This is a genomic window from Dickeya zeae NCPPB 2538, assembly GCF_000406165.1.
Lineage (GTDB): Bacteria > Pseudomonadota > Gammaproteobacteria > Enterobacterales > Enterobacteriaceae > Dickeya > Dickeya zeae.
The window spans coordinates 1,683,208-1,704,266 of the sequence record NZ_CM001977.1 but is presented as its reverse complement, the minus strand read 5'-3'; the positions used below and the strand labels follow the sequence as shown (position 1 = coordinate 1,704,266).

At 54.2% G+C, this 21,059-nt stretch carries 15 protein-coding genes and 1 other RNA gene; 7 read left to right on the top strand and 9 right to left on the bottom strand.

Annotated features, from left to right (window positions below):
* Positions 1 to 382: 382 nt before the first annotated feature.
* Together pykF and DZE2538_RS07440 are read left to right on the top strand one after the other, a co-directional pair.
* Positions 383 to 1,795, top strand: a complete 1,413-nt coding sequence (gene pykF, locus DZE2538_RS07445; protein ID WP_016942511.1) for a pyruvate kinase PykF — start codon at positions 383 to 385, stop codon at positions 1,793 to 1,795.
* 307 nt (positions 1,796 to 2,102) lie between these two features.
* Positions 2,103 to 2,339 (top strand): major outer membrane lipoprotein, encoded by a 237-nt coding sequence (locus tag DZE2538_RS07440; protein WP_012769424.1) that lies wholly within the window; start codon positions 2,103 to 2,105, stop codon positions 2,337 to 2,339.
* Between the two features lie 316 nt (positions 2,340 to 2,655).
* Here the strand turns inward: DZE2538_RS07440 and DZE2538_RS07435 are convergent, their stop codons facing one another.
* Positions 2,656 to 3,660, bottom strand: coding sequence for a L,D-transpeptidase family protein (locus tag DZE2538_RS07435; RefSeq protein WP_019846483.1), 1,005 nt, complete (start codon positions 3,658 to 3,660; stop codon positions 2,656 to 2,658).
* A 417-nt stretch (positions 3,661 to 4,077) separates the two neighbouring features.
* On the opposite strand from DZE2538_RS07435, the gene DZE2538_RS07430 reads away from it, so the two are divergent.
* A complete protein-coding gene (locus tag DZE2538_RS07430) occupies positions 4,078 to 4,479 on the top strand; it encodes a hypothetical protein (protein WP_038915993.1) in 402 nt (133 codons plus the stop codon).
* Between the two features lie 60 nt (positions 4,480 to 4,539).
* Here DZE2538_RS07430 and DZE2538_RS07425 read toward each other — a convergent pair whose 3' ends face one another.
* Positions 4,540 to 4,962, bottom strand: coding sequence for a hotdog fold thioesterase (locus DZE2538_RS07425; protein WP_023640093.1), 423 nt, complete (start codon positions 4,960 to 4,962; stop codon positions 4,540 to 4,542).
* The gene (gene ydiJ / locus DZE2538_RS07420) at positions 4,962 to 8,021 is read right to left on the bottom strand and encodes a D-2-hydroxyglutarate dehydrogenase YdiJ (protein WP_038915992.1); all 3,060 of its coding nucleotides are present in this window, start codon (positions 8,019 to 8,021) and stop codon (positions 4,962 to 4,964) included. Before ydiJ ends, DZE2538_RS07425 begins: the two co-directional genes overlap by 1 nt.
* Positions 8,022 to 8,360: 339 nt before the next feature.
* Between ydiJ and ydiK the strand changes: the two genes are divergently transcribed.
* Together ydiK and rprA are read left to right on the top strand one after the other, a co-directional pair.
* Positions 8,361 to 9,461: an AI-2E family transporter YdiK gene (gene ydiK / locus DZE2538_RS07415; protein WP_413783131.1), complete on the top strand. Its 1,101-nt coding sequence runs from the start codon at positions 8,361 to 8,363 to the stop codon at positions 9,459 to 9,461.
* A gap of 233 nt (positions 9,462 to 9,694) precedes the next feature.
* Positions 9,695 to 9,805, top strand: an RNA gene (gene rprA / locus DZE2538_RS20265) — antisense sRNA RprA.
* A 96-nt stretch (positions 9,806 to 9,901) separates the two neighbouring features.
* Here rprA and ppsA read toward each other — a convergent pair.
* On the bottom strand, positions 9,902 to 12,280 hold the full coding sequence (gene ppsA, locus DZE2538_RS07410; RefSeq protein ID WP_023640097.1) for a phosphoenolpyruvate synthase: 2,379 nt from the start codon (positions 12,278 to 12,280) through the stop codon (positions 9,902 to 9,904).
* Between the two features lie 583 nt (positions 12,281 to 12,863).
* Here ppsA and ppsR point away from each other — a divergent pair.
* Together ppsR and DZE2538_RS07400 are read left to right on the top strand one after the other, a co-directional pair.
* Entirely contained in the window at positions 12,864 to 13,685 is an 822-nt protein-coding gene (ppsR, locus tag DZE2538_RS07405) for a posphoenolpyruvate synthetase regulatory kinase/phosphorylase PpsR (protein WP_026358119.1), read from the top strand.
* A gap of 163 nt (positions 13,686 to 13,848) precedes the next feature.
* Positions 13,849 to 14,901 carry a 3-deoxy-7-phosphoheptulonate synthase gene (locus DZE2538_RS07400; protein WP_038915990.1) on the top strand — a complete coding sequence of 351 codons (1,053 nt, stop codon included), beginning with the start codon at positions 13,849 to 13,851 and terminating at the stop codon, positions 14,899 to 14,901.
* 94 nt (positions 14,902 to 14,995) lie between these two features.
* Here DZE2538_RS07400 and rmf read toward each other — a convergent pair whose 3' ends face one another.
* The 5 genes from rmf to DZE2538_RS07375 form a co-directional block, all read right to left on the bottom strand.
* Positions 14,996 to 15,163: a ribosome modulation factor gene (gene rmf / locus DZE2538_RS07395; protein WP_012884340.1), complete on the bottom strand. Its 168-nt coding sequence runs from the start codon at positions 15,161 to 15,163 to the stop codon at positions 14,996 to 14,998.
* A gap of 301 nt (positions 15,164 to 15,464) precedes the next feature.
* Positions 15,465 to 16,031, bottom strand: coding sequence for a membrane integrity-associated transporter subunit PqiC (pqiC, locus tag DZE2538_RS07390; protein ID WP_038915989.1), 567 nt, complete (start codon positions 16,029 to 16,031; stop codon positions 15,465 to 15,467).
* Positions 16,028 to 17,653, bottom strand: coding sequence for an intermembrane transport protein PqiB (gene pqiB, locus DZE2538_RS07385; protein WP_033581204.1), 1,626 nt, complete (start codon positions 17,651 to 17,653; stop codon positions 16,028 to 16,030). Before pqiB ends, pqiC begins: the two co-directional genes overlap by 4 nt.
* Positions 17,654 to 17,660: 7 nt before the next feature.
* Positions 17,661 to 18,929, bottom strand: coding sequence for a membrane integrity-associated transporter subunit PqiA (gene pqiA, locus DZE2538_RS07380; RefSeq protein WP_019846471.1), 1,269 nt, complete (start codon positions 18,927 to 18,929; stop codon positions 17,661 to 17,663).
* Between the two features lie 194 nt (positions 18,930 to 19,123).
* A complete protein-coding gene (locus DZE2538_RS07375) occupies positions 19,124 to 21,058 on the bottom strand; it encodes an ABC transporter ATP-binding protein (protein ID WP_038915988.1) in 1,935 nt (644 codons plus the stop codon).
* Position 21,059 lies beyond the last annotated feature (1 nt).

The window sequence follows — 21,059 nt, the reverse complement described above, 5'->3', positions numbered from 1 at the left end:
TTTGTGTAAAAACAATAAATCGTACGTTTTTTTGCGCAAGAGCACGAAAATACGTGCTATACCGCCCTTCAACCGCTTGTATCTCTTTGCCTGATAACTATAATACGGAACGTTGTTTCATTGAATGGTTTCAGCGAATCCACGTGCCACTGATAAAAACACAACCAATAACATATTCCTCAGGGATATTGCCGCCTCGCCCACTCCTTGCTATGGGCAATATCCAGTCACGTGCTTCTTCACTCTCCCTCGTCTGTCACCATCTATACTTATCATTCTCTCGCAATCGCAAGCATATTGTCCCCGACGGTCAAGTCTCAGTCTCAGCTAACCGCCGGTCATCCTGTTTTTTTATCCATCACAACTTGTAGAAACTACCGTTATGAAAAAGACCAAAATTGTTTGTACTATCGGCCCGAAAACCGAATCAGAGGAAGTACTGGGCAAGCTGCTGAACGCCGGTATGAACGTCATGCGCCTGAACTTCTCTCACGGTGACTACGCCGAACATGGTCAGCGCATCAAAAATCTGCGTGCCATTACAGAAAAAACCGGCCAGAAAGCAGCCATCCTGCTGGATACCAAAGGCCCGGAAATTCGTACCATCAAACTGGAAAACGGTGCTGACGTTTCTCTGACCGCGGGCCAGACCTTCACCTTCACCACCGATACCAGCGTTGTCGGTAACAAAGAACGCGTGGCGGTCACTTATGCGGGCTTTGCTGATGACCTGAGCGTTGGTAACACCGTGCTGGTCGACGATGGTCTGATTGGCATGGAAGTCGTCGCAATCAACGGCGGCGAAGTGGTGTGTAAGGTACTGAACAACGGCGACCTCGGCGAAAACAAAGGGGTTAACCTGCCGGGCGTTTCCATCCAGTTGCCAGCACTGGCGGAAAAAGACAAACGTGACCTGATTTTCGGTTGCGAGCAAGGCGTCGATTTCGTTGCCGCATCCTTTATTCGTAAACGTTCTGACGTAGAAGAGATCCGCGCCCACCTGAAACAGCACGGTGGCGAGCACATCCAGATCATTTCCAAGATCGAAAACCAGGAAGGCCTGAACAACTTCGACGACATCCTGGACGCTTCTGACGGCATCATGGTTGCCCGTGGCGATCTGGGTGTTGAAATTCCGGTTGAAGAAGTGATCTTCGCCCAGAAGATGATGATCGAAAAATGCAACCTGGCTCGCAAAGTGGTGATCACCGCGACGCAGATGCTGGATTCCATGATCAAGAACCCACGCCCGACTCGCGCTGAAGCAGGTGACGTCGCCAACGCCATCATCGACGGTACCGACGCGGTCATGCTGTCTGGCGAGAGCGCCAAAGGTAAATACCCGCTGGAAGCGGTCAGCATCATGGCGACCATCTGCGAACGTACTGATAGGGTCATGACGTCACGGCTGGACAAACTGCAAAACACCAGCAAACTGCGCATTACCGAAGCGGTATGCCGCGGTGCGGTGGAAACAGCAGAGAAACTGGAAGCGCCGCTGATCGTGGTTGCCACCCATGGCGGCAAATCCGCCAAGTCTATCCGTAAATACTTCCCGACCGCGCGCATTCTGGCGCTGACCACCAACGAAATCACCGCCCGCCAGCTGCTGCTGAGCAAAGGCGTGGAAACCATGCTGGTGAAAGAAATCGCCTCTACCGATGATTTCTACCGCATTGGTAAAGAAGCCGCACTGAAGAGCGGTTTAGCGCAGGAAGGCGATGTAGTTGTGATGGTTTCCGGTGCGCTGGTACCGAGCGGCACCACCAACACCGCGTCAGTCCACCGCCTGTAATTCGATAATGAGAATTTTTTAAAGCGCCCTACGGGCGCTTTTTTTATTTTTCGCGATAGGCGTCGATGATAAATAGCACGATCGGTTAGACAAAAAAGATATATCCACGGCCATGAAAGCCACAGGACTCTGATAAAATGGCCCTGTTTTCCTTACTTTTTTAACCTGTTTGTAAAACTCGATGATTCTTTGAGCGAACGATCAAAATTAAGCATGTTCCCATCAAAAATTTATTCTCATCAGAAAACGGTTTGTGTAATACTTGTAACGCTACATGGAGATTAACTCAATTTAGAGGGTATTAATAATGAATCGTACTAAACTGGTACTGGGCGCGGTAATCCTGGGTTCCACTCTGCTGGCTGGTTGCTCCAGCAACGCTAAACTGGATCAGCTGTCTTCTGACGTTTCTTCTCTGAACGAGAAAGTATCTGCTCTGACCAGCAAAGTTGACGCTCTGGCTACCGACGTGCAGGCTGCTAAAGATGACGCAGCTCGTGCTAACCAGCGCCTGGACAACCAGGTTCGTACTTACAAAAAGTAAGAACTGGTTGAATGAAAAATGGCGCACTTCTGTGCGCCATTTTTTTTGCCCTTCGTTTTACACCTCGACCCTCACCATTCACATCACCACATACTCATGCGTGCCGCCAATCTGGCGCAGTACTGTCTCACGTTGTATATGACAAACCCGTGTATTCGGACGAGGCGACTGAGCCTGCTCCTCCCTCTGAAGGCTTATACACCTGATGAGTTATCTCTCTGAGCGGTTATCTACCTGAAGGGATGTCTGCAAGAAGGACGACTGAGGACTGTGTCAGAACGCCCGCTCACGCATGACGCTCTGACACCCGCTGCCGTTAGTGTGACGATGACGTCTTCACCGCCGATATCGGCGCAGCGTTTTGCGGTAGCAATGACGATGGCTGCTGAGAAGCAATCTGCCCGGTATTGACCAGCACCGGCATACCAGAGCGACGAGCAATCGCGTTATGAACAGCGTCAGCATCGGTATCGCCGTTGTGGATAAAGGCCTTCACTTTCTGGTTCAGCGCAATCGGCATGGTTTGCGGGTCGTCTTTATCGGTACGAGACAGCGGTTGATGCACTTCGACATACCGTTTCCCATCCGGCTCCACCGCAATCTTGATGGGTTCATTGATGATCTGTACGCGGGTACCTACCGGCACGTCATTAAACAACGCCTCAATGTCTTCCGGGCGTAAGCGGATACAACCGGAACTCACGCGCATACCGATACCAAAATCAGCGTTGGTGCCGTGGATAGAGTACACCCCGCCGCTTTTCTCCAGCCGCAATGCAAACAATCCCATCGGGTTATCCGGCCCACCGGGTACCATAGCAGGTAAATCAATACCCTGTTCTTTGTAATGACGCCGCGTATTGGCGGTCGGGATCCAGGTCGGATTCGGGCGACGCTCAATCACGTGGGTCACCATTACCGGCGTATTGCGGCCCAGCTGGCCGATGCCGATAGGATAGACGATGACGGTGTTTTTCCCTTTAGGAAAATAGTAGAGCCGCAGTTCTGCCAGATTTACCACAATTCCTTCTCGCGGCGTATCCGGCAGCAGCATTTGCAGCGGGATAGTCAGGCTGGAGCCAGGTTTCGGCAGATAGGGATCGGTACCCGGGTTAGCTTCCAACATGCCCAGCAAACCAATTTTAAATTTGGCCGCAATGGTTTCCAGTGGGTGACCATCGTTAGGCACGGTGTAGCTAATATTTTCCCCAATTAAGCGACTATCCGGGGGTGGCAGAGGATATTCCGTCGCGCTGGCAGGCTGTATGCCCGTCAGGCAGGACGCAAACAATAATCCCATCAGGGTAAGCGCACGTTTCATTATAAGTTTCCTGTTGTAATTCCGAAGATAGGGTGAGCGCCAGAGCGCGAGTCAAGCCCGCGTCTATTACAGACGCAGAAGCATCGCCACTGGCGGGCACTTTCTTTCTTATTTCTTATCAATAGGTTGAATCTCTTTCGTCATTGGAAAGTCCCAAGGATAAAAGCAGGGTAGCAGGAAATCCACCGGATGGATTCCGAAATGTGACGCATCAAAGCGCAGAAATAGCGCTCTATCAGTATGAATAGCCGTCAGGTAACGGATAAGAGTCACCGACAACATTCACTCATACCGTTAGCCCGCCCCTGTCTCTTGTCATCTTTCCTTCTCTCAAACAACGTTGCAGGTCAAAAACGTTGCATGATCAATGATTCGAAAATATGATAATGATTCTTATTTCGTAATGAGGTGCCCGATATGTTTCCGTTCCGAGCCTGGTTGCAGACACAGATTGATGACTACCGGCGGCAACTGCGTAACGCCACCATGGAGTTTTATCTGGCAGAGTTATCGCTGGAGCGGGAGGATGGCGATATCAGTGATTTGCGCCACTACTACCTGACGGGGCTGCATATGGCAGAGCTGAGTCAACAGCACGGTGACGAAAACAGTTATCTGTTCAGCCTGATCAAACTGCATCAGCATCTGATTCATGAAATCCACAACGCCGAACGTGACCGTTTGTTCCGGGTACAAAGCTACTATTTTGCACACCAAACGCTACGGTACATTTGTACTCAGTTCAATCTGATGGGTAACTGGGATAAGGCCACCGCGTTCCAGACGGATTTTATGCAACGGGTGGCGTTTATTCCCTGAAAGGAAACAGACACTGTCCTGCCAGGCCTCAAGCCCGGCAGGACACGGCTAAGACAGATATCAGGCGTCGGGGGAAATCACCGCTGTGGTCAGTCGTGAGGTACAACACAGCCGATCCTGGCTGTCGAAAATATCAATCTGCCAGACTTGCATCCGTTTACCGGTGTGTAGCGCGCGACATACGCCACGCACCTCGCCTTCAGTCACGGCCCGCAGGTGGTTGGCGTTAATCTCCACCCCCACCACCCGCTGGTCGCCTTCTGAGCACAAATAACCGGCGATAGAGCCCAACGACTCCGCCAACGCCACCGATGCCCCGCCATGCAGCAGACCAAACGGCTGCCGGGTGCGATGATCCACCGGCATCACCGCTTCCAGCGTATCGTCACTCAGGTGCGTCATGCGAATACCGATATGGCCAGCCATACCGTCCACCGCCATCTGGTTGAGTTGTTCTATATCTACACTACGTTTCCACAGCATCACACCAGCTCCAGCAACACCTGCAACGGATGTTTTAATCCACGCCCTTCCATGCGCTTGACCTGACTACGACAGGAATAGCCGGTAGTCAGACAACGCGCCTGCGGCAACCGTTGCAGGGACGGTTGCCAGGAAAGTGCATAGATTCCCTGAGAATGGGCCAGATTACGGGTTTCATGACCGTAAGTACCGGCCATACCACAGCAGCCAACGCTGACATTTTCCAGCCGGGCACCAAAATGCGCGAAAATCGCCGCCCACTGTTGTCCGCTGGCTGGCAATGCCGTGGTTTCGGTGCAGTGACCGAACAAATACCACGGATCGTCACGCAGCGCCGGAGCCCGGTCATCACGGCTGTTCACCAGAGTCGTCAACCACTCATGTACCAGCTGTACCTGAAATTCACCGCGCCTATCGCCCAGCACTTCCCGGTATTCGTCCCGATAACACAGCACCAGCGCCGGATCGACCCCCACCATCGGTAACCCCAGGCGGGCAACCCGGTTCAGAAACTCGGCGGTTTTACCGGCGGTTTTCGCAAAACGCTGCAGGAATCCTTTGATATGCTGCGGTTTACCATTCGGTGAGAACGGTAGCAACACCGGCCGTAACCCCAGCTTTTCGACCAACCGGACAAAATCCGCCACCACCTGCGCATCGTAATAGCTGGTAAACGGATCCTGCACGATCAGCACGTAATCGGCACGAGCCTGCGCTGACATCTGCTCCAGTTGCTCAAGCGTAGTCGTCATCGCCCGGTGACCGACAAACTGCTGACGTAGCGACGGCGTCGACAGTAATGGCAAATCCACCATACCGATCAGCTTACGGCTAATCGTATTGACCCACGGCTGACGCAGGAAAAAGTTAAACGTTTTCGGGCTCTGTGCCATCAACGGGGCATAGCTTTCCACGCCCGCCACCAGGTAGTCGCGAGCCGGTCGTAGGTAACGGGTGTGGTACAGTTGCAAAAAACGGGCACGAAAGCCAGGTACATCAATTTTTATCGGGCATTGTGTTGAGCAGGCTTTACAGGCCAGGCAACCGGACATTGCCTCTTTGACCTCATGCGAAAAGTCATATTCGCCCTGACGCGCCGCCAGGGTATTACGGGTTTTGGCGATCAGACCGCGAAAACTGACACGCTGGCGCGGCAGTGCCTGTTCTAGTGCCAGCGGATCGACCCCTTGCTCAGACAGCAAACGCAGCCATTCACGCACCAGTGTGGCGCGCCCTTTCGGCGAATGGATACGGTTGCCGGTGATTTTCATCGATGGGCACATCGGGCTGCGGGTATCGAAATTGAAGCACAGACCGTTACCGTTGCACTCCATGGCACCACGGTAGGCGGTACGCACCGTCAGCGGAATCTGCCGGTCATAAGTGCCGCGTTTTACCGCGTCCACTTTCATCATCGGCGCATCCACCCCCAGCGGCGCACAAATCTTGCCGGGGTTGAGACGGTTATCCGGGTCAAACGCGGCTTTGATTCGGCGCAACTCGTCATACAGCTCCGGGCCAAAAAATGCCGGGCTGTATTCAGCACGGAAACCTTTGCCGTGTTCGCCCCATAGCAAACCACCGTATTTGGCGGTAAGCGCCACTATCTGATCGGAAAGCTGCTTCATCAGCACTTCCTGCTGCGGGTCGCACATGTCCAGCGCCGGACGAACATGCAACACCCCGGCATCGACGTGGCCAAACATACCGTAACTCAGGTTGTGGCTATCCAGCAGCGCGCGGAATTCGACGATGTAGTCCGCCAGATGTTGCGGCGGCACACAGGTGTCTTCCGCAAACGGGATCGGCTTTGCCAGCCCTTTGCTGTTGCCAAGCAGACCGACCGCTTTCTTGCGCATGCCGTAAATACGCTCGATCCCCACCAGATCACGACAAACCTGATAGCCGATCACCCCGGCTTCACGGCTAACCAGCAGTCCATCAAGACGTTCGCACAACGAGGCCACCTGGCCATCAATAAGCGTTTCATCGTCACCAGCAAACTCGACAATGTTTAACCCCAGCATCTCTTCGCCGGGTACATCGGTGATCAGTTCACTGACTGAATGCCATACAATGTCTTCGCGGGCCAGATTCAGCACCTTCGAATCCACCGTCTCCACCGACAGTGCGCGTGCTTCCACCATGAATGGCGCGTTGCGTAAGGCGGAATCGAACGAGTCATATTTGACATTCACCAGCCGCCGCACCTTGGGCAGCGGCGTGATATCGAGCTTCGCTTCGGTAATAAACGCCAGCGTCCCTTCCGCACCGGTCAGGATACGGGTCAGGTCAAACGTTTGCATATCATCGCTGAACACATGGCGCAGGTCATACCCGGTCAGGAAACGGTTCAGTTTGGGGAATTTGTCGATAATCAGCTGGCGCTGCTCGCGGCAACGATGTAGCACGGTGTGGTATATACGCCCAACCGGTGACTCTTCCTGCGCCAGTTGTTCCGCCAGCGCAACCGGCATCGCCCGCGTATCCAGCAGTTCACCGCCAGGCAGTACCGCGCGCAAACCCAGCACATGGTCTGAAGTTTTGCCGTACACCAGCGACCCCTGCCCCGAGGCATCGGTATTAATCATACCGCCCAGCGTCGCACGGTTACTGGTGGAGAGCTCCGGCGAGAAGAAGTAGCCGAACGGTTTCAGGTACTGGTTCAGTTGATCCTTGATAACCCCCGCTTCTACCCGTACCCACCCTTGCTCCGGGTTGATTTCCAGAATGCGGTTCATGTGGCGCGACATATCCACCACAATACCGTGGTTGAGCGCCTGTCCGTTGGTGCCGGTGCCGCCGCCACGCGGCGTGAACACCAGCTCATGAAAACGCGCTTCACCCGCCAGCCGGGCGAGCAGCGATACGTCAGCAGTCGAGCGGGGAAACACCACCGCATCCGGCAGTAATTGATAAATACTGTTGTCCGTCGCCATCGTCAGGCGATCAGCGTACTGCGTGGCGATATCGCCGGTAAAACCGTGTTGCTTCAAGGCTTCCAAAAAGCTCAGCACCGGTTGAACGATTCCCGGTGCTTGTGTGATCTGTGGGATCATTATCTGTTGACCCTGTCCATGCGAGAGGTGTTTGCCAATAAAATACGTGTCGGCGGGCAGCAATCCGCTACCTGCAGGCCTTTCGTTTTATCATATTTCCCCCGCTAGTGCGTCAACGGATCAACAAAAACTTAAACAGGCAACGACCATAAAACTATGCCGCGATACAGAGCCGATGGCCTGTTGCATTCAGGAATCACTGTGCAAATCGCTGTAAATCACGCATGATAAATTCTGGTCCGGCTTCTCGCCTGTCAGCCAGGCAGAAATAGCCGCCAGCCCTGTTTTCATCATCTTGCATTAGGCCTGTCGCCTGAATTAACGAGGTAACCTCTCTTGATGAGACAATCTCAGTCACAGCGATTCGATCTCGCTCGAATACTGTTTAGCCTGTTATTTATTGGCATCATGATTATTGCCTGCTTCTGGGTGGTACAACCCTTTATTCTCGGGTTCGCCTGGGCCAGCATGGTGGTTATCGCCACCTGGCCGCTGCTCATCCGATTGCAGCAGATACTCTGGGGATACCGTTCGCTGGCCGTTATCGTCATGACGATACTGCTGGTCTTGTTGTTCGTTTTCCCGACATCCATTCTGGTCAGCAGCGTCATAGACAACGCCTCCAACCTGATCAACTGGGTAAGCGCGCAAGGGCGAATGACCCCGCCAGCGCTTGACTGGCTGCAATCCATCCCGCTGGTGGGAGCCAAGTTGCACAGCAGTTGGCATGCGTTGGCGCACAGCGGCGGCCCGGCGCTGATGGCAAAAATCCAGCCCTATATCGGCCAGACGGCTTCCTGGGTTGTATCTCAGGCGGCACATGTCGGCCGTTTCCTGATGCACTGCGCACTGATGGTGCTATTTAGCGTGTTGCTGTACAGCAAAGGCGACCAGGTTGCGTTGGGCGTACGCCGTTTTGCCATTCGACTGGGGGGACAAGGTGGGGATTCGGCGGTGATTCTGGCGGCTCAGGCTATTCGGGCGGTCGCGCTTGGGGTCGTCGTCACCGCTATTGTTCAGTCGGTTCTGGGCGGTATTGGCCTGGCGCTGGCTGGTATCCCCTACACCACGCTGCTCACGGTATTGATGTTTTTGTCTTGTGTGGCGCAAATCGGCCCGTTGACCGTACTGGTACCGGCCATTATCTGGTTGTACTGGAGCGGTGACACCACCTGGGGCACCGTCTTGCTGGTCTGGAGCTGTGTCGTCGGTACGTTGGATAACATTATTCGCCCGTTGCTGATTCGTATGGGCGCAGATTTGCCGATGTTGCTGATCTTGTCCGGCGTCATCGGCGGGTTGCTGGCATTCGGCATGATCGGGTTATTTATTGGCCCGGTGGTGTTGGCGGTGTCCTACCGTTTGCTGTCGGCCTGGATGAAAGCCTCGCCGGAACCACAGCCGCTCCGTACGCTCTCACACCATCACAAAAAGCCCTGACTACGACATTCATTTCCCGGTGTAATCCGCACCGGGAACATTCCTAATATGTAAGATAATTTTATCTTTTTAAGAAACTTCTCAGCCATAAAACACTATTTTTGCTATTTAACTCGATTCAAGATCAGTTTTTCTGAGAAAAACACTTTTACCGCAAATCAATAATTCAAAAATAATTAACCATTAGGATGATTCCTAATGACTCAACTCGGCCCAAAACCTAGTATTCATACCCGGAGCTATTGTTAACGTAATGTTTGTCAGTGAGGTTTCTCCTCGTCAGAGCTAGTAACGAATTGCTGTGTGTAGTCTTTGCCCATCCCCCGAGGTGGGCATTTTTTTTATCCGAACCTTGCTACCAATACCGTCTACAGACATAAAAAAAACCGCCCGGCATCTGCGCCGGGCGGTTAGGTATAGTCGAACAATCAGATCAAGCGTTAGCGTTTCTCAGCCAGGCTCAGCCAGGTCTGCACCACGGTATCCGGGTTCAGCGACAGGCTATCGATGCCTTCATCCATCAGCCAGGCCGCGAAATCCTCATGGTCAGACGGCCCCTGACCACAGATTCCAACGTATTTGCCTTGTTTTTTCGCAGCACGGATCGCCATTGCCAGCAACGCCTTCACCGCGTCATTGCGTTCGTCAAACAATTCGGAGACGACACCCGAGTCGCGGTCCAGCCCCAACGTAAGCTGGGTCATGTCGTTCGAGCCGATAGAGAAACCATCAAAGTGTTTCAGGAACTCATCCGCTAACAACGCGTTAGACGGGATTTCACACATCATGATGATTTTCAGGCCATTCTCGCCACGTTTCAGCCCTTGATTCGCCAGCTCCGCCACCACGGCCTCTGCTTGCGCCACGGTGCGTACAAACGGAATCATCACCTCGACGTTGGTCAGCCCCATGCCGTTGCGGACCCGTTTCACCGCTTCACATTCCAGCGCAAAGCAGGCACGGAAATTCGGCGAGACATAACGACCTGCGCCACGGAAGCCCAGCATCGGGTTTTCTTCTTCCGGCTCGTAGCGGGTGCCACCCAGCAGGTTGGCGTACTCGTTGGATTTGAAGTCGGACAAACGCACGATCACGCGCTTCGGCCAGAACGCTGACGCCAGCGTGGCAATGCCCTCTTTCAGACGTTCGATATAAAACTCTACCGGATCGTCATACCCCTGCATCAGGGTACGGATTTCACGCTGCAATTCCGGCGTTTGCTGCTCAAACTCCAGCAACGCGCGCGGGTGAACCCCAATCATCCGGTTGATGATGAACTCAAGACGCGCCAACCCGACCCCTTCATTGGGCAGGCAGGCGAAGTCGAATGCCCGGTCCGGGTTACCGACGTTCATCATGATTTTCAGCGGCAGCGACGGCATGGCATCCACCTGTGAGCTTTTCACGGTGAAGTCCAGCAAGTCCTGATAGACATAGCCGGTATCGCCTTCAGCACAGGACACGGTGACTTTTTGGCCGTTCTGCAAACGTTCAGTAGCATCGCCGCATCCCACCACCGCCGGAATACCCAGTTCACGGGCGATAATCGCCGCATGGCAGGTACGCCCGCCACGGTTGGTGACGATAGCCGCCGCTTTTTTCATGATCGGTTCCCAGTCAGGGTCGGTCATGTCGGTCACCAGCACATCACCCGCATTTACCCGATGCATTTCACTGATGTCATGGACGATTTTCACTTCACCGGCACCGATGCGATGGCCGATAGCACGCCCTTCCACCAACACCTTGCCGCCCGCTGGCAGATGATAACGCTCCATCACCTGACCGTTGGAACGTACTGTTTCCGGTCGTGCCTGCACAATGTACAGCTTGCCGGTATGACCGTCTTTGGCCCACTCGATGTCCATGGGGCGGCCATAGTGTTTTTCGATCAACAGCGCCTGATGCGCCAGCGCCTGCACTTCGTCATCACTCAGACAAAACCGGGTACGCTGTGCTTCTTCTACGTCTTCCACCCGCACTTGTTTGCCGTGCTCTTGCGTCGCGGCATACACCATGCGGATTTTCTTCGAGCCCATATTGCGGCGCACAATCGACGGTTTACCGCTCAGCAGCGTCGGCTTATGCACATAAAACTCATCCGGGTTCACCGCCCCCTGTACCACCATTTCACCCAGGCCCCAGGCTGCGGTAATAAATACCACCTGATCGAAACCCGATTCGGTATCCAACGTAAACATCACGCCAGAAGCCGCCAGATCCGAACGCACCATGCGCTGAACCCCGGCGGATAACGCCACGCCACGGTGATCATAGCCCTGATGCACGCGATAAGAGATGGCGCGATCATTAAACAGTGAGGCAAACACGTGCTTCACCGCCACCATCACGGCGTCGATACCCTGTACGTTAAGAAAGGTTTCCTGCTGACCTGCGAAGGACGCATCCGGCATGTCTTCCGCCGTTGCCGACGAGCGCACCGCAAAGGATGCTTCCGGTTCGCCATCCGCCAGTTGCTGATAGGCGCTACGGATAGCCTGCTCCAGTTCCGGCTGGAATGGCGTATCAATAATCCACTGACGAATCTGTGCACCGGCTTTAGCCAACTGACTGACGTCATCGGCATCGGTACGATCCAACAGCTCATAGATGCGCTGATTGATACCGCTTTGGTTCAGAAAGTCATTAAACGCCTGGGCAGTGGTCGCAAAACCATTCGGAACCGACACCCCTAGTTCCGACAGATTCGTGATCATTTCCCCCAGCGAGGCATTTTTGCCTCCCACCCGCTCAACGTCGTGCATACCAAGCTGGTTATACCACAGGACATTACGCATATCAGGGCCGTTGTTAGACATCGAAAATAATCCTTTTTGCATACAGTTAGGATGTAAAGAAATAGGGTGTGAAATATTTCGCCGTGAATGAGTTTCGGCTTTATCAGCGTAGCACAGGGTTTTAAAAAGGACGGAAAGGTGAATCGATCAACCAGGTGAAAAAAAAGGAATTCACGGATTGAGATTGCTAAAAGTCAGAAAAATCCCAATATTGTGAAATAATATCATCGTAATCATGAGGATAATGAAATGCCGTTTCAACAAAAAAGTCAGGAAACACCTGATTTTCGGCACAAAAGCCTTATACCCAAAATAATTCGAGTTGCAGGACAACACGCATGCGTGTTGAACAACGCAACGCGTTGGCCCTTCAGGGCAAGGCTCATTAGAGCCTTGTAATGCGGCTAGAGAGTGAGTCCCGATGAGCTTACTCAGGTAAGTGATTCGGGTGAACGACAAATCTGCCAGGAGCAGATTTGAACGCAGCTTGCTGCGGCCCTGAAAGGGCGAGGCCTAGGAATGGGCCGAGTAATAAAGCCAACGCACCTGCAACTTGAAGTATGACGAGTATATGATAGCCAGCGAGGGCATTTAAGGAGTCAGTATGGAAAGAAGCGTATTTTATGTATCCGACGGCACGGCCATTACCGCAGAAGTGTTAGGCCATGCGGTCATGTCCCAGTTTCCGGTCGGCACCACCAGCTACACCCTGCCGTTTGTCGATAATGAAACCCGGGCCGCCGCCGTTCGCGATCAGATTAATAGCTTATACCATCAAAGCGGCGTGCGCCCACTGGTATTCTATTCGATTGTGACGCCCGCCATCCGTGACATCATCGTCGGTAGCGAAGGATTCTGCCAGGATATCGTGCAGGCGCTGGTCGCACCGCTACAGCAGGAGCTGGGCGTTTCACCAACGCCGGTCGCCAATCGCACCCACGGGTTAACCGCCAATAACCTGATCAAATATGACGCCCGCATCGCGGCCATCGATTATACGCTGGCGCATGATGATGGCATTTCATTGCGTAATCTCGATCAGGCACAGGTGATTCTGTTGGGTGTCTCCCGTTGCGGCAAAACTCCCACCAGCCTGTATCTGGCGATGCAATTCGGCATTCGCGCCGCCAACTACCCTTTCACCGCCGACGACATGGACAACCTGTTATTACCGGACGCGCTCAAGCCTTATCAGCAAAAACTGTTCGGGTTAACCATTGACGCCGAGCGCCTCACCGCCATTCGTGAAGAACGACGCGGCAACAGCCGGTACGCCTCCCTGCGGCAATGCCGTATGGAGCTGAGCGAAGTGGAATCGCTGTTCCGTCGTCACCAGATTCGCTACATCAACACCACCAACTATTCGGTAGAAGAAATTTCAGCCAGAATTATTGACCTGATGGGCATAAATCGACGTATGTATTAATTGATCTCATCCAGCGGAGTAGAAAATCTCCTGTGATAAACTACGGTCATCGCGGTCAGGCTTTCCTGCAGGCGTATAGGTGGTTTTACAGCCACCTCCCCGCAAGTCAACCAGGCCGACAAGGATCGATACGATAAATTTCACGGACATTTAGAGATTACACATGCAACTAACTGATCAGCGGCGCAGTGAACGACTTGCCAGTCTGATGACGCCCCATGAACTGTTGACCGCGCTTCCGCTCATACCGGATATCGCCGACACCGTCATCGCCTCACGTGCACGCATAGAACGTATTATTTCCGGGCAAGATCGCCGTTTGCTGGTGATCATTGGCCCATGTTCCATTCACCATATTGATAGCGCCAGAGAGTATGCCCAACGTTTAGCCGCATTACGGACGCGATACCAGCACCGGCTGGAGATTGTCATGCGGACCTACTTCGAAAAACCACGCACCGTGGTGGGCTGGAAAGGGCTGATAGCTGATCCACAGCTTAATGGCAGCTTCCTGATCAATGAAGGATTGACGCAGGCGCGCCAGTTGCTGCTGGATATCAACGCGCTTGGGCTGCCAACCGCCACCGAGTTTCTGGATATCGTCACCGGGCAGTACATTGCCGATACCATCAGTTGGGGAGCCATCGGCGCACGCACGACCGAGAGCCAAATTCATCGGGAAATGGCCTCCGCGCTTTCTTGTCCGGTGGGGTTCAAAAACGGTACCGACGGCAACGTCCGTATCGCGATTGACGCTATCCGTGCCGCGCGCGCACGTCATATGCTTTTATCACCGGATGAACACGGCCGTATGACGGTGTACCAGACCCATGGCAACCCATTCGGGCATATTATTCTGCGTGGCGGCAAAGCCCCCAATTACGAAGCGGAACACATTGCCGCCGCCTGTAACGCGCTGCGGGAATTCTCCCTACCGGAACGGCTGGTGGTGGACTTCAGCCACGGTAACAGCCAGAAACAGTTCCAGCGGCAACTGACGGTGGCACAGACGATATGTGACCAGATCCGTGACGGTGGCAGCGCGATTGCTGGCGTGATGGCCGAGAGTTTTCTGGTAGAAGGCTCCCAACCGCTACGCCATCCAGACCAGCTCACCTATGGTCAGTCGATTACCGACGCCTGCCTCGGCTGGCAAGATAGCGAACGGCTGTTAAGTATGCTGGCAGATGCGGTAGACAGCCGTTTTGCTCGCTGACGGGACGCCATTCGGCGCACTGTATTACCCACGCCTTAAAACGAAAACCTCCGCCGCAGCGGAGGTTGTTCCCTTTTCGATTGACAAGGCGTGATCAGGCCATCACCGCCCTGTCCTCCATGGCTTCTCGCCAGCCTCCCAACCAGTTAGACCGGGCATCGATAGATTGATAAGGACAGAGCTCCTTGGACCGGCCAATGATACCAGCCTGGTAGCCCCGTGAATGCGCCCGTGCCAGACGATCTCTTTTCTGTCTCTTCATGCCTTGTTTCCCTCATTTCGACTCTGGTGGAAAGAAAACAGTGGTCGTTTTTCATGCAACCACACTCTATGAATAGCCATTTGGGAGACGAAGATCAAGGCGCAAAATTCACGCCATTGTCATATTTGTGAACCAGAATGAAGAATTTTCCGTAGAATAAAACCACATTTCGCGCTAACCGGCTGAGACACAAACAAAACCCCTGAAACCCGATCATGCTCACAAAAACGGGATTCAGAGGTATTTGCTATAACTCAATCTCTCTCGGTATAAGACATCCGAGTTTCATGTCATATAAGTCTCAATTCCCGGCTAATAGCCGCTGACTAATCTGCTCCGCTACCTGCTGCCAGCCTTTGCCAAGCGCAGTGACCAGTGCGTCATAACCGTCTTCGGTTTGCGCCACCTCAAAACTAAACGGTTGGGTCACGATACGCTTATTGCTACGCAGCACCCAATCCCCCTGGATAACCGCTTTACCGTCAAAGCGCCCTTGAAACGCCGTCACATTAATTTGCAAACTGGACGCCGCCGCGCTGGCAACACCGGCAGTCGCCACATTCCACCCCGGCAGACGAGCGCGTAACGACGATGCCAACGCCTGCTGCAGTTGCTGATCCAATGGGCTGGCCCACAGATTGTTGGCGGCGATGGTATAGCGCACCGCTGAGGTTTGGAACACGATGCCGTTTCCAGCCAGTGAATCGGTCAGGACAACGGGCGCGACCCACAACTGACGACTGTCGGCTGGCGTCGCCGACAGGCTGGTTGTCCCCTGAGTCGTAACAGGCAGTTGATAATAGACTTTCTGCGGGCTGCTACAGGCAGCCAGCAACACCACCAGCCACAACGGCCATTGCTTTATCATGGTTTCGCCTTCTTCGGTTGTGGATCACGGGCACCCGGTGCCTCGAAAATCAGCGCGTTACTCTTGTCATTCAGGGTTCGCAGCAGCGGCTGCAACTCACGCAACGTCTGATCAAGGCGTTGCATATCGACCACCATGCGGTTATAGGCCGGTGAGCCAGGCTGTACTCCTTGCAGGCTACTGTTCAGCTCGCGCAAGGTACGCTGCATATCCGCGGGTAACTGCTGCATCGCATCGCTGCTGGTCAGTTTATTGAGTGACGCCAGCGTTTTCTGCAATTCGCGCAGGGTGGACTGGCTCTCCGTCAGGGTTTTCGTCGCCTGTTCCACCATCGGATTGAGCGGCAAGCCATTGATCTTATCCAGTACTGACATCAGTTTCTGCTGAATCTGCGTCAGACCACCGTTCACCGTCGGCAGTACCGGGTAACCATCCACCTGCGCCAGCGACGTCATCCGGCCTTTCTGTTGCGGGTAAAAATCCAGATCCACATACAGCGCGCCGGTCAACAGATTGGCGGTCTTCATGGAGGCGCGCAACCCTGAGTCAGCGCCTTTACTTAACTCTTGTTCCAGGTTGATCTGGTCGCGTAAACCAGGTTTAAGCCGCCCTGGCTCGATGCGTACCAGGACCGGAATGCGATAATCGCTATCGAAACGCTGCGACATATTTCTAGGGAAGAATGGCACTTCGGTAACGGTCCCTAACCGGATACCACGGAATTCGACCGGCGCGCCAGCCTGCAAGCCGCGGACCGACTCGTCGAAAAACAGCAAATACTCTTTGTATTCGGTGTAAAGCGAATCCTGAATACTGTTTTGATTATCAAACAGTTGGTATTCATCACGCTCATGCGCTGGATTGCCGATATCCCAACCCGTGGGGACATCAAAACTGACGCCACCGCTTAATAATGTACTCAGCGATCCCATCTCCACCCGCATTCCCTGTGCCGACAGATTGAGCGCCACGCCGCTGTCTTTCCAGAAACGAACATTCGATGTCACCAGTTGGTCATAAGGTGAGGCGACAAACAGCTGATACTGCATTTTTCTGGCAGCGGGATCAAAATGGCTGGTTTCTACCGAGCCGACCCGATAGCCGCGAAACAGTACCGGATCACCTGCGCTCAACTGCCCGGACTGCGCACTGTTGAGGATAATGCGGATCCCTTTCGCATCAGGCGACGCCAGCGGTGGCGAATCCAGTAGTTTGAACGTACGGCTGTCTTCCTTGCTGGAACCCGGCTGGAGCTGGATGAATGCGCCGGACAGCAACGTTCCCAATCCGGAAACGCCTTCACGGCCTATCTGCGGCTTGACGACCCAAAACGCCGAATCCTTGCTCAGCAGTTTATCCATGCCATCGTTTAACCGTGCCTTAATCTCCACCTGGTGCAAGTCTTCGCTGAGCCTCACCCCTTCCACCACGCCCACGTTCACGCTGCGGCTTTTAATCGCCGTTTTTCCCGGCTCGATTCCGTCAGCATTGCTGGTGATCAGCGTAATTTCCGGCCCCTGATGACTCACGTGATAAAACAGAATCCAGGCGCCAATCAGTACGGTCACAATCGGCACTATCCATACCGGCGACCAGCGTTTGATAGTCTCTATCTGCGCCATACCTTGATTAGTGTTCGTCAACAGAATGCTCCTCTCCTTGCACGTGATGCCTATCCCACAGCAGGCGGGGATCAAAGGTCATTGCGGCAATCATGGTCAGAATGACCACGGTGGCAAACAACACCGCGCCGATGGCCGGATAAATGCTCATCAGTCGGCCCATACGCACCATCGCCGACAGTACGGCGATAACAAACACATCGATCATGGACCAACGCCCTACAAACTCCACGACCTCATACACCCGGTGCAGACGCTCGGTATCATGGCGACGCGAGCCATGCGCACACCAGCACAGCCACCCCATAGCCAGCATTTTCAGCGTGGGTACCATGATACTGGCGACAAAAATCACCAACGCCACCGGCCACGACCCGGAGTCCCACAGCAGGATAACCCCGGACATGATGGTCGAGGTGACGTTATGCCCCAGGGCTTCGGTCACCATAATCGGCATCAGGTTAGCAGGGACATACAACAACACCGACGTGAACAACAGCGCCAGCGTCCACTGCAAACTGTGACGCCGCCGCACGTGACCCGGCGTATGGCAGCGAGGGCAGCGCACCACCCCGGCAGGCAAAATAGCACTGCAACAGTGGCAGGAGCGCACCCCCTGCTCTTGTCCACCACGCCCGACCTCCAGCCCGGCGGGCATTAGCGGCGGCGGGGCGACGTCATCCCACAACCATCGACGATCCAGACTCTGAAACGCCAACAGTTGCAACAGACAGAACACGATATACGGGATAAAACTGGCACCGATACCAATATCACCATATGACATCAGTTTGACGAAGCTGACCAGCACGCCAGCCAGGAAGATTTCCGCCATGCCCCAACTTTTTAGCTGGAACAACAGCCGGGTAAACAGACGCCGCACCCCATCAGGTAACGGCGCACGCAGACACAGCAACAGAATCATCGCCATCGAACAGGCAGGAACCAATTGGGAAAACAGCAGAAAAAGCGTCGCCATGCTGGCGTAGTTTTCCGCCACCATCACCCGGGGAATTTCCAGTAAGGTGATTTCACTGCGAATACCGGCCACGCTCATCGAAACGAAAGGAAACAGCATGGATAACAGCAGCATAATCAGTGCGCTAAACGCAAAACTGGCCGGACGCCAGCGCGGCTCGCGCTGACGGCTGGACAACGCGGTTTTACAACGCGGGCACACCGCCCGCTGACCATCCTGTAATGTCGGCAACTCGACCAGCAGATCACAATGCGGACACAGCATATGCCGGTCATAGTGGTGGTGATGCACACCCATTCGCCGCCTCCTGTGGCCTGGCTGATACAAACAATCTCATACTGCCGGACGGGTTTTGCCGGGGTGTTAACGCGACGGAGGCGCTCGCCTTAACACGCCGGCTATTGCCGTTAAAAAACATTACCGCTAAAAAAACATTAACTGTTAAAAAACATCCGCGTTAAAAATGACGCACAGCGGCACAACGCCACGCTTTAGCCGTTCTTCTGTGCCTCAAGCGCTTCCCAGCGCTCAAAACAGGTTTCCAGTTGCTGTTCCGCTTGCGCCAACGCTGCCAGCACAGGCTGGGTTTCATCATGCGATCGGGAAAAGAATGCCGGGTCATTCATCTGCTGTTGCAGCGAGGCTATCTCACCCTCAAGCGCTTCAATACGTTGCGGCAACTGCTCCAGCTCACGCTGTTGGTTATAACTGAGCTTGCCGCCGCTACGTTTAGCTGGCTGTGCGGCCGGTGCGTTTTGTGCGCTCTCGCTATCAAGGTTTTCTTTTGTCGCTGCACTCTTTACAGGTGCAACGCTTCGCAACGGCGCAGAGGACGCACGCTGGTGTTGGGCATCATAATACCCGCCGACATAGCGGCCAATCAGGCCGTTGCCTTCAAAAATCCAGCACTCGGTGACCGAGTTATCGACGAACTGGCGATCATGGCTGACCAGCAGCACGGTTCCCTGATAACTTTCCAACAGTTCTTCCAGCAATTCCAGCGTTTCCACGTCCAGATCGTTGGTCGGTTCGTCGAGAATCAGCAGGTTGCTGGGTTTGAGGAATAACCGTGCCAGTAACAGACGGTTACGCTCCCCACCTGACAGCGCTTTTACCGGTGTCATGGCGCGTTTCGGGTGGAACAGGAAGTCCTGGAGATAACCCAGTACATGGCGCGGACGGCCATTGACCATCACATCCTGTTTCCCTTCGGCGAGGTTATCCATCACCGTTTTTTCCGGGTCTAACTCAGCACGGTGCTGATCGAAATACGCCACTTCCAGCTTGGTGCCGCAGTGAATGCGCCCGGATGTCGGTGCCAGTTGACCCAGCATCAACTTTAACAGCGTGGTTTTACCGCAGCCATTCGGCCCGACCAGCGCGATTTTATCGCCGCGTTGTACCTGAGCAGAAAAGCCCGATACCAGTGTTTTCCCGTCAACCTGATACTGTACGTCTTCCAGTTCGAAGACTATCTTGCCGGAGCGGGCTGCCTCTTCCACCTGCATTTTGGCGCTACCCATGACTTCACGGCGATCGGCACGCTCTTGTCGCATCGCCTTGAGCGCCCGCACCCGGCCTTCATTGCGGGTACGACGAGCTTTGATGCCCTGGCGAATCCACACTTCTTCCTGCGCCAGCTTGCGGTCGAATTCAGCATTCTGCAGATCTTCCACCCGCAGCGCCTCTTCTTTCCCCAGCAAATATTTGTCGTAATCACCGGGCCAGGACACCATCTTGCCGCGATCCAGGTCGACAATACGGGTCGCCATGTTGCGAATAAACGATCGGTCATGGGAAATAAACACAATGCTGCCGGAAAATGCTTTGAGGAAACCTTCCAGCCAGTCGATAGTGTCGATATCCAGGTGGTTGGTGGGTTCGTCCAGCAACAATACCCGCGGCGCGCTGACTAGCGCCCGCCCTAACGCGGCTTTACGCAGCCAACCGCCGGACAACGCCGACAACGGCGTATCCGCCGATAACCCCAGTTGGCCCAACACCTCGTTGATACGGTCTTCCAGCTTCCACAGCCCTTGGTGATCCAGCACGTCCTGAATCTTCGCCAGTTGATTCAGGTTCTTCTCGCTGGGGTCTTCCCCGACCTGACGCAACGCGACATGGTAGGCTTTCAGGTATTCCGCCTGCGCCGCGACGCCCTCGGCCACGAAATCAAACACCGTGCCGTCGATATCGCGCGGCGGATCCTGCTGCAAGCGCGCCACGATCAGGTCTTGCTCGTACACCAGCCGACCGTCATCCAACGGGATTTCTTTTGCCAGAATTTTCAGCAAGGTGGATTTGCCAGCGCCGTTGCGCCCAACCAGACACACGCGCTCGTTGTCTTCAATATGCAGTTCGGTGTTGTCCAACAACGGCGCATCGCTGAACGATAGCCAGGCGCCGGATAAACTGATCAATGACATG